Below are 13,999 nucleotides of genomic sequence, written 5' to 3'. Positions count from 1 at the left end.
TTTCTTTCGGGGTTTTGTGTCTCTTACCGTAGTCAGGAAACATCGTCAGAATCACCTTTATAAATCAAAACCACATTAGGATAGACAACTCCGTCAGTACAGGTAAACTGTGCAGAAAGAATAAAATGACGGAAGAACTCCTGATTGCGAAAGAAAAATGCAGGTATCAACCTGACGTAGTTCTCCGGCTGGGAAAAGGTTTCTCCCAAGTCAGCCACCATCATAAAGTTATATGACGGAGAAAGATTTACTACCGCTTCCTCGTATCCGGGAGTATCGTTCAGAATTTCTTTTTTATCCAGGCAACGGACATATGTGGCAAGACTCTCCGCATCCGGAGCCAAAATCAGTCTCTCTCCATAGAAACAAGCATAGACATATAAGGCAGATTCCGTAATTCCGGTCAATTGCGTAAACAATGTATTACGTGGCAACACATAAAGCGTATAAGCTCTTGAAGGCGTTTTACAGAAAGTAGTACGTGGCTTCGGAGGGCCGTCCACTTCTTTCGGAGCACTCCGGAGTACTCCTTGCAACACCCGCTCAGCCTGCTGGACATCCTTCAAGGGAATAGTCATCACCGCACAAGGATTCGCAAGAGTGTCCGCCGAATGGAACAGGCAGGTCACAAGTTCGCCTCCGGCATTATCCTTGAGGAATGCAAGCAGTTCTCCGTCCCGGTCCCTGATATAGTCTGAATAGGTTGATGTTGTATATTCCTGCCGGGCAGTAAAGTCAAGCATCGCCTGCATATCCGTCACCGACCGTTTATTGAAAAAGAAAGTAGAAGCCGGCAGGATGTCTCCCGGAAAGTCTTCTACAGGTTGTTGTTGCCGAAGCACGTTCATAAAAGTCATACAGGTATCAGTATCATGACTGACTCCAGAAAAGTAAATGGCATCCCCGTTCATTTTCATATCAAATTCGGTCCATCCCCCCAATTGTGTACACGAACGAATCCCATCGGTAGCCTTGCCCATACTCAGGGGTTGCATACGAGCATAAATAGTAGCCGCTACACGGGCACGCTTGTCTTCATGCACTTTTACAAAAGAGCTGTCGGTCAGCAAAGACTTTTTCGACAAACGTGCGTCGATCACTTGTTCTATCAGCTTCTTCTGATAGCTCACCGCCAAAAAATCGGAAGTGAAGTAGCAAGCTAAAAAGCTATCATCCGGCATCGGATAGATACGTATCTCCTCCCCTTTATAATCAAACAGTTTTGATGGGAAACTGCTTGAACAGTATTTACGTATAAATTTCTCCACTAACTCATAGTCACCATTTCCCAAACTGCAATACAACACCTGGTTGCGGTCATTATCCGGCTCATGAAAACTCAGCAACACCTTATTCATCTGTTTACTCAACCCGTGAGGCGTATCTTCCAACAATGTATAAAGATGGAGTTTCAAATAAGAAAATAATTTGGAAATATAAAGGAAATGCTGATCTTTGCTACAGCTCAGTTCATTGATACTCTGTATCATCCCGGCAAGATCATCCGTTTCGAGAACCACAGTGGCCGAGCGCGGAACAAGCGTATAAAGATTAAAGTCTTTACGCCCCTCAACCGCCGATAATCTGAAAAAAGAAAACATAGCAAAGCCTGTACACAGTAGTACAACAGACGAGATTACGGCTATTTTCACTATCGTACGGAGTTTCATGGCGTTCGTTGTTTATCGGCTCACTGCAAAAATAATAAATTCTCCAAATAAAACAAAATATACTTAAAGAAAGAATTATTAAGCATAAATCACTAACATTCTATTTCAAGCCCGTCGAATGCAAAATGCACATGCGGAGGAAGTAGTTTTTCCACATCTGCCTGAAGTCCGATATGATGACTCATGTGAATAAACCAGGTTTCCTTTGCCCCAATGCGTTTCACAGCCTCCAGCGCTTCAGAAAGGCTTTGATGGGTGTTGTGTGGCGCTACACGCAATGCATTCATCACCAGCACATCTACCCCTTGTAACTGCTCAAACGATTCATCGGGCATGGTTAGCATATCAGTAATATATCCGAGCTTTCCGATCCGATATCCCAGAATGGGCAGTTTGCCGTGCATCACCCTCAAGGGTAGCACTTCGGTATGATTAACAAGAAACGGACGATTGGGTTCAATCTCACGCAAAGGAATATTCGGAACTCCCGGATAAGTATGTTCCACAAAGCAATAAGGCATCCGGCTACGCAAACGCTCAGCCGTATACGTTTCGGCATAAATAGGTACCTCTCCGAAACGACAGAAAGGACGTAAGTCATCCAAACCTCCCACATGGTCATAATGTTCGTGGGAAATCAATACGGCATCAATTTTACCAAACGGGACATGTAACATCTGTTCCCTGAAATCCGGACCGCAGTCCAGCAATAAAGTAGCATCCCCGGTCTGCACCAACGCCGAGGTACGAAGACGATGATCTCTCGGATCTTTTGAAGTGCAAACCGCACAAGTGCATCCAATCTCGGGCACTCCGGTAGAAGTCCCGCTACCAAGTATTCTTATTTTCATTTCAGATAAAATTCACCTCCGGATGAATATCTATTCCAAACTTCTCTCTAACCGAAGCGCGTACTGCATCCGAAAGTGCTATAACATCCGCGCCTCTGGCTCCTCCGCGATTCACCAGTACCAGCGCTTGCTTATCATGTACCGCTGCCGGTCCCAAAGCTTTACCTTTCCAGCCACACTGATCAATCATCCAACCGGCAGGAATCTTTATCCGATCGGCATCTATTTCGTAAAAAGGCATATGTGGATATTCTTCTTGCAACGCTTCAAATTTGATGCGGGACACAATCGGATTCATAAAGAAACTTCCCGCATTACCCATCACCCGGGGATCCGGCAATTTTTCCTCACGGATGGCGATAATCACCCGGCGCACGGTCTCCAATGTCACCGTAGGATACTTCTCCAATTCCCGGCGGATAGTACCGTAATCCAACGTATAATATTCCTTCTTACTTAACTTAAAGCTGACATAAGTGACAAAAACACTCTTATTTGCAGGACGCTTAAAGATACTGTCTCGATAGGAATATCCACACTCCGAAATATCATAAACACGTTCTTTCCCCTCAATGTTCAAGGTCTCCACCCGCACAATCAGATCTTTTACCTCAACCCCATAAGCTCCGATATTCTGCACCGCACTGGCTCCCACTTCTCCGGGAATCAGGGAGAGGTTTTCCGCACCGTACCAATTATGCTTCACGCAATAATCCACAAAGTCGTCCCAGACTACACCTGCACCTACACGAACGACAATTTCATCATCCGTTTCGTCCGCCACCTCTACTCCTTCGATACGCGAGTGTAAAACAGTACCTTCGTAATCTTTAGTAAACAGCAGGTTACTGCCCCCCCCAATGTGCAAATAAGGAGAAGTCACTTGTCCTGAATCAATCAACCGATGCAATTCATCCACTGAAGCGTACTCCAAAAAACGAGCTGCGGACACATCGATGCCAAAAGTGTTATGTGATAAAAGAGAGTATTTTTGTTCCATAATCATAAAAAGCAATCACTAAATACTTGTATCCTCAAACTTATACAGTTCCCATCCGCTGTCTTTGCGCTGAAAATAGAGGATATTGGAGAACCCGTTGCCAATACCTTTCAATGCCAATATCTTGCGTGAAGTATTGTCATCATTCTGCTGTCCGTAATTAATATTCGAAAGCTTATCAGTAGGCAATACCGGCTTAAAGGCAAACCACTGGTTCAAGTCAAGTGTAGTTTCGAGTATTGAGAAATCGTCATCCGGATCAGTGGTAACAAACGCAAGCGGCTGCCGGATTCGGTGACTCTGGAAGATACTGTCTGTTGCAAAGTGCCCATAGAATTCGACGAAATCCTCGTTCTCGCTTTTCTCAATCGGACGCAGATTGATTGCTTCAAGCATCCACGCCCCTTTAATTCTTTCAAAATAATATTTCTTCACCATTCGTTTCTTGATGAAAATCCATTCCACCTGAACGGAAGTGAGTGAAGTATCCCCTACCATGTCCATGTCCTCTTCCCGGTCGAAGAGCAAGGTATAATAACTCTGTTTAGTAAACAAGTCATCGTGCTTCCAGTACTTCTTATCAATTTTTGAAGCCCGTTCTCCGTTGTAGTAGGGCAACGGAAACACTACGCGCTGCCTTTGCAGAGCGTCATCAGAAGCAAAGTTATAGATAAAGTCGTCAAACGATTCGTCAGCTTCAATCGGTTTAGGTTCGTCCGAAGCCTTCTCTTTATCAATGGAGTCGGCTTTGTTCACCATAGCCGAATCTACCAGATGTGTAATAGATGCAAAGGGGTCAGCGTCAGTCTTTTTATTGTTTCCACATGCGGTAAACAACACCAGGACGGTGACTCCCGCCATTATTGTTTTCATTTTAATAGTTAGCAATGTGTCGATATTCCCATGTGCCAACCGGTTTTCAAAACCATTTCATTATTCCGGCGGGCACATGGGCCTATATCATCACATTATTTTAATTTAGCTCTTAGTTTTTCAAGCATATCTACTGTCATACTTTCCAAATCGTAAGCCGGTTTCCAGCCCCACTCTTCGCGGGCACAAGAATCATCCATACTGTCAGGCCAGCTGTTGGCGATGCGCTGTTTCAGCGGGTCTACCTTATATTCCATTTCAAAGTCAGGAACATGTTTCTTGATGGCAGCATAAATTGTTTCGGGTGCAAAGCTCATAGAAGCGATGTTGAAAGCATTACGGTGTACCAGTTTCGTCGGATCAGCTTCCATCAGCGAGATAGCTGCGTTCAGCGCATCCGGCATATACATCATATCCATCAGTGTTCCTTCCGGAATCGGACAGATAAACTTCTCTCCTTTTACGGCAGAGTAGTAGATGTCTACTGCGTAGTCAGTCGTACCACCTCCCGGAGGTGTCACATTCGAAATGATTCCCGGGAAACGCACGGCACGTGTATCTACGCCATACTTATTAAAATAATAGTCGCTCAGCAACTCCGTGGTTACCTTGCTGATACCATACATAGTGCGCGGACGCTGAATGGTATCCTGCGGTGTCTGCACGTGAGGTGTGCTTTCGCCAAACGAACCGATCGAACTCGGAGTGAACACGGCGCATTTGTTTTCGCGGGCCACTTCGAGTACATTCCATAATCCGTCGATACCGATTTTCCAAGCCAGTTTGGGCTTCGATTCGGCCACAACAGACAGCAGGGCTGCCAGGTTGTAGATTGTGTCGATATTATACTCCTTCACTACAGAGGCGATCATCTCCTGATCTGTTACATCGACTACCGCCGACGGACCGGATTCTTTCAATTCCCCTTTGGGTTCTGCCCCGTGAATATAACCTGCTACTACATGTGTGTTTCCGTAGCGTTTACGTAGTTCCATCGTGAGCTCCGAACCAATCTGGCCGGTTGCTCCAATTACCAAAATATTTTTCATTATCTTTACTAATAAGGTGTATTAAGCTAAATGGTGCGCAAAGTAAGCACTTTTTTTTCATTTTTATACCAAATATATGTTGTTTATTCCAAGAAAAATTGTGTCCTTTGCAAAAGAAACTAAAACCCCAAACACTATGTACGGTAAAATGAAAGAACACCTCAGCAACACGATTGCTGAAATTAAAGAAGCAGGCCTCTACAAAGAGGAACGCTTAATCGAAAGTGCACAACAAGCTGCTATCACTGTTAAAGGCAAGGAAGTACTGAATTTCTGTGCCAACAACTACCTTGGATTGTCTAACCATCCCCGCCTGATCGAAGGTGCAAAGAAGATGATGGACCGTCGTGGATACGGTATGTCTTCTGTACGTTTCATCTGCGGAACTCAAGATATACATAAGGAGCTGGAAGCCGCAATTTCAGACTATTTCAAAACCGAAGACACTATTTTGTACGCGGCTTGCTTTGATGCCAACGGCGGTGTGTTCGAACCGTTGTTCACCGACGAAGATGCCATCATCTCCGACTCACTGAACCACGCTTCTATCATCGACGGAGTACGTCTTTGCAAGGCAAAACGCTATCGTTATGCCAATGCAGACATGGCCGATCTGGAACGTTGCCTGCAGGAAGCACAAGCCCAGCGTTTCCGCATTATCGTTACCGACGGCGTATTCTCAATGGACGGTAATGTAGCTCCAATGGACAAAATCTGTGATCTGGCCGAGAAGTACGATGCCCTGGTGATGGTAGACGAATCTCACTCTGCCGGTGTAGTTGGTGCAACCGGTCATGGAGTAAGCGAACAGTACAACACTTACGGACGTGTAGATATCTACACCGGAACTCTGGGTAAAGCCTTTGGTGGTGCTTTGGGCGGATTCACAACCGGCCGCAAAGAGATCATCGACCTGCTTCGCCAGCGCAGCCGTCCGTACCTGTTCTCAAACTCACTTGCTCCGGGTATTATCGGTGCCAGCCTCGAAGTATTCAAGATGCTGAAAGAAAGCAACGAAATCCATGACAAACTGGTAGAAAACGTAAACTACTTCCGCGACAAGATGACCGCAGCCGGATTTGACATCAAACCGACTCAGAGTGCTATCTGTGCCGTGATGCTGTACGATGCCAAACTGTCACAGGTTTATGCAGCCCGCATGCAGGAAGAAGGTATTTATGTAACAGGTTTCTACTATCCGGTAGTTCCGAAAGACCAGGCACGTATCCGTGTACAGATTTCAGCCGGTCACGAGAAAGAACACCTCGATAAATGTATCGCTGCATTCATCAAAGTAGGTAAAGAATTAGGTGTACTGAAGTAAACCTTTATTTCTCTTCCATTGTTATTGTATATAAAAGTATGATAACAATGGAAGAACTTACACTCACGACACCCGCGCTGCTATTTTCAGCCGTTTCACTTATTCTTTTGGCATACACCAACCGTTTTCTCTCGTATGCCCAATTGGTACGCACTCTTCGCGACCGTTATATGGAAGATCCCTCTGATATCAATGTAGCTCAAATTGAGAATCTGCGCAAACGCCTCAACCTGACCCGCATGATGCAGGTGTTCGGCATTGCCAGCCTATTCTTCTGCGTAGTTACCATGTTTCTTATCTACATCGGGTTGTTCCTGCTTTCCATCTATATTTTCGGACTCGCACTGCTTCTGTTAATCGCCTCTTTAGGCGTTTCTCTCCGTGAGATACAGATATCGACTCGTGCCTTGGACATCTACCTGAGCACAATGGAAGGAAAACTAAAACATTAAAAATTACTTTTCTACACCACGCCCATAGGAGCCACATAAATAAAGTTCCGCTCCTCCCCACCGGAAGCAAGCGGAACTTTCACAAACAAAACAACAGATCGTTTATAACTTTATCAATCCATACCGGTCAGTCAGCCCGCTCCTGAATGCAACGTAGGGGAATCGCTTCACGTTCATGTCCACCATACACAATACTACCAGGATTTTTCGAATCATTTATTACCTTAAAATATCTCACAGAACTACCTGCAGTTTTATCTGGCACTAACGTACTTCCACACCAGATAAGCGCATACTGTCCAATATAGTTAAACTCAGTGTTCATAAAATAGTATCCCGTAAACCGTATATAGGTACTCTGCTGCCCATCCGCATCATAAGTCAGTATCATCCCTCCATCTGCCGCTAAGCTATTCAGATTCTTCACATTTACAGAGGCATTACCACTTACGACAGTTTGATCTTTATTAGAAAATAACGAAAGGTAGTTTTCAATCAGCGCTACACGCCATCCGGCGGGGCACGGATCATGAACCGTCTTCGGAGTATTCCAGATATTTTTGTAGGCATTATAATCCTCAGAATTATCAATCCATTTATTCACATCTTTCCTTTTATATATGTTCAACGGATTCTGGTAAGCCGTCCGATAAGTCGCCTGAGCATTTACAGCCGGATCAAAAGGCTGAAAAGTGACTCCATCCGGCTTATATAAGCTTAATATTCCCACAATCGGTTTAGCCATCAGAGTAGGGAGATTCACTTTCGTGATCAGCTTATTCGAATAACTGCTCGGATACGGATCTTTCCTTCCCCATTGATAATGGAATCCATGTGTCTTAAACTTCTCCACATCCGACGGCGGCACGCCGGCATATCCGGCCATAGCCCCCAGATTACGATCCATCATCGGTAACTGGTTTCCATGATTGCCATATGTAAATTTCAGTTTTCTTTTAGTCAACGGCTCTTGCACATCCGCATCACCTGTCGCGTCCGGGCGGTAGTCCGTCACCCACACATGCCAGCTCCAGAGTATCTTACCATCCGCACCATAAGCGGCAATCACCCCGCTACCACCGGTAGTTCCCGGAGCCACACGGCAATAAACACGGGCTTCCCCTTTATTCTTCACCGGATACAACGTCGGATCGGTTCCATCTGTCCGTTTCAAATCCACGATGTTCGTATGGTCATCCTCCGAAGTTACGATTCCCATTACCGGCTCACCGATGTCTCCATCCTCTTTGGTCTGCCAGAGCAGTTTCATCGTAGTGATTCCTCCGGAAGCCTCACACCAACCTTTCAATACATCGTTCGTTTTATCCGGATCTCCATTCTGTTGGTATGCCAGAGGATCAAAGCAGAAGCCGCCTCCGGCGGATACCATAAAGCAATTGGCCGTAGGTACAAAGTTTTCATTATTTTCCGAAGCGGGTACAGGGTTGATATAGGTCACCCGTTTATCACTTGTCGGGATACCGCTATGTGCAAAGTTCACCGTATAATCATAATTCGCATTGCTCTTAATGTCGAAATTCGTCGACTGCCTCCCGCCGATATAAACACGATAGTCCAGTTTAACTTTTGCATCCTGATCGCTCACCGCGACAAAGTTAAAGAAAGAACTTCCTTTAGGAGCATTCTCTTTTGTCCGTTGGGTTTCAGAGTTCGCTGCCGGTTTCTCTCCGCGCATATTGGTCGGTACCCAGCAAGAGTAACTTCCGCTTTGTGCCACATCTTTTATCTGCAAAGTAGTAAACTGATCCAGGATAGAAGGATAATTTCCCTCACTATCGGGGGTAGGGATAACCGCATAGTTTAACGGGACACTCTGGAGCAACAGTTGTTTCAAAGTATATCCGCTCACGTTGTAGTTCCAGCTCACCGTCAGCCGTGCAGCCAGGCGTTTCAGCAACAGGCGGGTATCATAACTCCCCTCCGGACTCTGAATCACATACTCACCATCTACTTGCGCCACATTCACATGCTCCAGATAGAGTACATAAGGCATCTTCTTCATATCTTCACTATTCGAAGGATCAATCGCATTGATCACCGACGCATCTACCTCCATCGCCTGCACATCCGATAAAGATTTGTTATTACTCAGTGTAGCTATGGCATTTCCATTACCCCGCGCCACTAACAGCAATTGACAGCCATTCTTAGGAGTTAATGTCACGTTAAAACTCTGACCGATCTTTACATCACCGTATGCTCCTCCATTCAAACGGGCCTTTGTTTGCCCATCATACTGGTAGATTTCCAAATTATATAACTGGTCGGGTACGTCTGTCGAAGCACGAGTCACCGCCTTTAATGATCGTTTCACATCAAAAGCAGCTTTGCTGCTTTCAACGGCGAGCCGTTGAGGCGAGCCGTTGAGGCGAGCCGTTGAGGCGAGCCGTTGAGGCGAGCCGTTGAGGCGAGCCGTTGAGGCGAGCCGTTGAGGATTCATCATCACTTGAATCTTCGGCAAAGCCGAAGACCATCGATACCGTCACCTCTTCACCATCCGCCGGAGGAACCACCGGCTCTTCCGTTCGGTCCTCACATCCGCTCAATCCGCCGTTCAGTACCATTAGTCCCAACAGCATCCACCATTTGTTTTTCAGTCTCTGTTTCATATCATTATTTTTAAATTACTGTCTAATCCCGAAACCCCGGAAAACAGTCCGTCCCGCCTTGTGCATCTCCAGATACACAAAGCGGGACGGAAAACTATATTGTCCTGTCAGCCCTGCCTACTCAACTATCAGCCATTCCCCTAAATTACGCTGTTCCGCATCGAACGAAACACCAACCTTTACCAGTTTCCTGCCATCAGCCCCGTAAGGGAACGAATACCCTTTTTCCTCAATCTGTTGTAAAGCCGCCTCGGCACTGCCGTCCAGTTTGAATTCAAAAACATATGTATAATCAGCTGTTTTCACCACAGCATCCGCACGCCCCCGGGCAGAACGAACCTCTGCCTCCGTAAATTGTCCCATCAACTTGAATACAAGATAAAATACCACCTGATAATGACGTTCTGTCTTTGTATTCAACTCATAAGGGAAATCAGCGAAAAAGCAACGCAGGCGTTCAAGAAAAGCCTCCACATCACCACTTGTCAGCTCCCGGACAAACTTACCTATATAAAAAGCCGTATCCGTAGAAGCCACCGGAGTATAAAAAGGAGCCACAAAGTTAAGGAAGCCATACTTCACCTCTTCGTTGGGGAAACCAAGCGTATACAACCCGAATTGCGGATCATACTTCTTGATGGTAAGATAACCACTCTGATAAATCATCGGAACCGGATTATGTATATCGGCGCGGTCGTCGCTCAATGAAGCCGAGCTCACTTCAATACCATCCAGGTCACGCAGGTCAAAGTCCGTCTTACGCAACATTTCAGCCAGAAACGTAGGAGTACCGCTCGCAAACCAAGCGTTCTCAAACAGACCGGTCGAGAAAGTATTCAGTACACTGAAAGGATTGAACATACCTTCCCAGTTACGGTAATTAAAATGATAACCGTCATATTGCCGCCCAAGCTTATCCATCGCCTCTTCATACGTCAATCCGTTGCCCCGGGCAAGAGATTGAAGTTCCGGAGCAAAAACGGCTTCTATTTCCGCACGGGTCATACCACACAAAGTAGTATAGGCCGGATGCAGACTGATGTCCTGCAATTGGTTCAGATTACTGAAAATACCCATTTGAGCAAACTTGGTCACTCCCGTGATAAAGACCAGCTGCAAATAAGCATCGGCATCCTTCAATACAGTATAAAACGCCATCAACGTCTCACGAAAGTCACGTTGCAGTTCCGGATTATCAAACGAGCGAAGCATCGGCTTGTCATATTCGTCTACCAGCACCACTACACGCCTGCCTGTCTGTTCATAGGCACGGCGGATGACGGTCATAAAACGAATCGAGTAACTCCGGTTAATCTCTGTCACCCCGTATTCCGCCTCCCACGCTTCAAGCTGGCTTTCAAGCAGATTGGCCAAGCGCTCGTTACTGTCATATTTCTCTGCATTCAGGCTGAGGTGCATCACCGGATACACAAGCCAGTCCTGCTCCAACCGCTCAATGGCAAGCCCCTTGAACAAGTCTTTCTTTCCCAGAAAGTAAGCTTCCAGCGTAGAGAGCAACAAGCTCTTGCCAAACCTCCGAGGACGGCTCAGGAAACAGGGGACCCCCGCCTTCGCCAGCCGGTAAACCAATTCCGTTTTATCTACATAGAGATACCCTCCGGTACGAAGTTTCTCAAAACTCTGTATCCCAATCGGAAGTTTACGGGACATCGTATTACATATATCCATATCGCCTCTGTTTTTATATCATTGCTACTACACGCAAAGATACTAATTGTTTTCCGTTATTCCAGTATGTCAAAGAACGAAATATTATCTTATTCCTGCACACATCGAGTCGTATGCGCATCATAATCCTGCATTCCCGATACCGAAATGCTATTCGATCTTGCATTGACCGACATTACCCTAACGTGCTCCATCGCATTAATGTATCCATCCGTACCTACATAATTCAACTGCGTGATTGCAGGCGGATACCCGGTAAACCTTAAATAAGTACGGTTCTCCGTATCATCATATTTCAGCAACACCCCTCCCTTCGCCTTCGCATCGGACGGAATGCTGCTATTATAGCCCTTCAGTATGTCCAAGTCCGCCCCTTGTGGCATCCGCCATCCCGCCGGGCAAGGATCGTGTACCGTCTTCGTGACCGCCCATTGCACACTGCCATACTCCGTACACCACTGCCCGTTACCACTGTTTACCGTATTTCCTGCCATGGATACCGGATGCTGATAAGCATTCTTCAAGGTGGTTGCACCAGTACCGATCGATGGCGGAACGATCGCACGTATTCCATTTGCCTCGTAACGGTTCATAATGTGTTTGGGAGGCGAAGTCGCACTCAACGTAAACTTATATACCTCCGGCAATTCTTCTGTCGTATAACTACTCGGGAAAGGATCCTTACGGCCTTTCTGATAATGGAAACCGCTGGTACGCGACCTTTCCAGAATCGTACCGGGGACAGAAACCGCCCCGTCATAGGCTCCCAGGTTCCGGTCCATCATCACGGTGGCCGATCCTCCCAACTTGAACTTTCTTTTATTCTCCGGTGTCAACACCGTTTCGGTTCCCGTCACATCCGGTTGGTAATCCGTCACCCACACATGCCAGCTCCAGAGAATATTCCCTTTCCCGTCTTCCGCGTCATAGGCCGCTATCACACCGCTCCCTCCCGAAGTATTGGCAGCTACCCGGCAATAAACCAGGCATTGTCCTATCCCTGTAGCAGGCGCGGTCAAGTCTTTCCCGTTCCTGTCTTTTATATCCACAATATTCGTATGGTCATCGTCCGAGTTGGCAATTCCCATCACCACATCTCCCAGATCCCCGTTTTCCTTTGTCTGCCAAAGCAGGCGTACCGAACGGATACCTACACCGCCCGTGCACCAACCGGCCAGGACACTGTTCGTTATAGAGTTCTTGCCCTGCTGAAACGCGAACGGATCGAAACAGAACGCACCACCCGGCGACACCATAAAACAGTTTGCCGTAGGAAGCACATTGCCGTTTTTTTCCGAAGCGGGAATAGGATCGACGTACGTCACACGTTTATCGGTTGTAGGAATATCCGCATGGTTAAAGTTGACCGTATAGACATATTCCTTGTTCCGATACAGGTTGAAGTCCATCGGATCTCCCGAACCAATATAAACCCGGTAGCGCAACTTCTTCTTCACATCCGTGTTGTTTACCGCCACAAAGTCCAGATATGCACTTCCCGTAGGAGCATTCGCCTTCGTACGCAGCGGGTCCGAACTTGCTGCCGCACTCTCTCCTCGCGCATTGGCCGGCACCCAGCATGAATAGGTTCCCGCTGCCGCATTAGTATCTGTCACAGGCACTTCAAGCGTAGTGAACTGCGATACCAGCAAGGGGTACGTTCCGTCATTTTCCGCCTTGTCCACTACCGAATAGTTCAGCGGGACGCTCTGAACCAGCAGTTGCCTTAGCTTATAATCTTTCACGCCATAGTTCCAGTTTACGGTCAGCCGGGCAGCCAGACGCTTCAGCAGCAGACGGGTATCATAGCTCCCCTCCGGACTCTGAATCAAATACTCTCCATCCACCTGCACCACATTCACATGCTCCAGATGGAGCACATAAGGCATCTTCTTCATATCTTCACTATTCGAAGGATCAATAGCATTTATCACAGACGAGCTTACGTCCATCTTCTGCACCTGCTCCAAAGATTTACCATCCAAAGCAGCTATCGCGCCCCCGTTGCCACGTGCCACAATCACCAACTGGCAGTCCGTCAGCGCGCTTAAAGTGACCTCCAGATGTTGCCCAAGCAATACATTGCCATAGTCCTTCCCGTTTTTATAACCTCCTTTCGAGTCATACTGACGTATCTCCAGGTTATATAACTGATCCGGAACGCTTGTCCCGCCACGAGTCATCGTTCCTGACGAAAGGTTCACATCAAAAGCAGCTTTGCTGCTATTAACGGCGAGCCGTTGAGGCGAGCCGTTGAGGCGAGCCGTTGAGGCGAGCCGTTGAGGATCATTATCACTTGAATCTTCGGCAAAGCCGAAGACCATCGATACCGTCACCTCTTCACCATCCGCCGAAGGAACCACCGCCTCTTCCGTCCGGTCCTCACATCCACTCAACCCTCCCAAAAGGATCACTCCTCCCAAGAGCATTAACCATTTATTCTTCCAAGTCTGTTTCATAT

At 46.8% G+C, this 13,999-nt stretch carries 10 protein-coding genes; 2 read left to right on the top strand and 8 right to left on the bottom strand.

Going from position 1 to position 13,999, the window contains the following annotated elements; all coding sequences use genetic code 11:
- Positions 1-32: 32 nt before the first annotated feature.
- The 5 genes from JZY04_RS05920 to JZY04_RS05900 all read right to left on the bottom strand — a co-directional run bounded on the left by JZY04_RS05920 (position 33) and on the right by JZY04_RS05900 (position 5,443).
- Positions 33-1,670: a hypothetical protein gene (locus tag JZY04_RS05920; protein WP_005806963.1), complete on the bottom strand. Its 1,638-nt coding sequence runs from the start codon at positions 1,668-1,670 to the stop codon at positions 33-35.
- Between the two features lie 92 nt (positions 1,671-1,762).
- Positions 1,763-2,521: an MBL fold metallo-hydrolase gene (locus JZY04_RS05915; RefSeq protein ID WP_022011891.1), complete on the bottom strand. Its 759-nt coding sequence runs from the start codon at positions 2,519-2,521 to the stop codon at positions 1,763-1,765.
- Position 2,522: 1 nt separating this feature from the next.
- Positions 2,523-3,521, bottom strand: coding sequence for a UDP-N-acetylmuramate dehydrogenase (gene murB / locus JZY04_RS05910; protein WP_032530492.1), 999 nt, complete (start codon positions 3,519-3,521; stop codon positions 2,523-2,525).
- A gap of 18 nt (positions 3,522-3,539) precedes the next feature.
- A complete protein-coding gene (locus JZY04_RS05905) occupies positions 3,540-4,394 on the bottom strand; it encodes a DUF4348 domain-containing protein (protein WP_122141834.1) in 855 nt (284 codons plus the stop codon).
- Positions 4,395-4,489: 95 nt separating this feature from the next.
- Positions 4,490-5,443: an NAD-dependent epimerase/dehydratase family protein gene (locus JZY04_RS05900; protein WP_005780013.1), complete on the bottom strand. Its 954-nt coding sequence runs from the start codon at positions 5,441-5,443 to the stop codon at positions 4,490-4,492.
- Between the two features lie 136 nt (positions 5,444-5,579).
- Between JZY04_RS05900 and kbl the strand changes: the two genes are divergently transcribed.
- Both kbl and JZY04_RS05890 read left to right on the top strand, forming a co-directional pair.
- Positions 5,580-6,767 carry a glycine C-acetyltransferase gene (kbl, locus tag JZY04_RS05895; RefSeq protein ID WP_005806971.1) on the top strand — a complete coding sequence of 396 codons (1,188 nt, stop codon included), beginning with the start codon at positions 5,580-5,582 and terminating at the stop codon, positions 6,765-6,767.
- Between the two features lie 47 nt (positions 6,768-6,814).
- Positions 6,815-7,219 carry a DUF2721 domain-containing protein gene (locus JZY04_RS05890; RefSeq protein WP_005806973.1) on the top strand — a complete coding sequence of 135 codons (405 nt, stop codon included), beginning with the start codon at positions 6,815-6,817 and terminating at the stop codon, positions 7,217-7,219.
- A 127-nt stretch (positions 7,220-7,346) separates the two neighbouring features.
- Here JZY04_RS05890 and JZY04_RS05885 read toward each other — a convergent pair whose 3' ends face one another.
- The 3 genes from JZY04_RS05885 to JZY04_RS05875 all read right to left on the bottom strand — a co-directional run bounded on the left by JZY04_RS05885 (position 7,347) and on the right by JZY04_RS05875 (position 13,997).
- Positions 7,347-9,683, bottom strand: a complete 2,337-nt coding sequence (locus tag JZY04_RS05885) for a DUF4906 domain-containing protein (RefSeq protein ID WP_255584427.1) — start codon at positions 9,681-9,683, stop codon at positions 7,347-7,349.
- 283 nt (positions 9,684-9,966) lie between these two features.
- Positions 9,967-11,538 (bottom strand): ATP-binding protein, encoded by a 1,572-nt coding sequence (locus tag JZY04_RS05880; RefSeq protein ID WP_122141733.1) that lies wholly within the window; start codon positions 11,536-11,538, stop codon positions 9,967-9,969.
- An 89-nt stretch (positions 11,539-11,627) separates the two neighbouring features.
- Positions 11,628-13,997 (bottom strand): DUF4906 domain-containing protein, encoded by a 2,370-nt coding sequence (locus JZY04_RS05875; RefSeq protein ID WP_220577420.1) that lies wholly within the window; start codon positions 13,995-13,997, stop codon positions 11,628-11,630.
- Positions 13,998-13,999 lie beyond the last annotated feature (2 nt).

It is taken from the genome of Bacteroides sp. 11BF (assembly GCF_019633765.1).
In the GTDB taxonomy this organism is placed as follows: Bacteria; Bacteroidota; Bacteroidia; order Bacteroidales; family Bacteroidaceae; genus Bacteroides; species Bacteroides hominis.
This window is presented reverse-complemented; position numbering and strand designations above follow the sequence as displayed.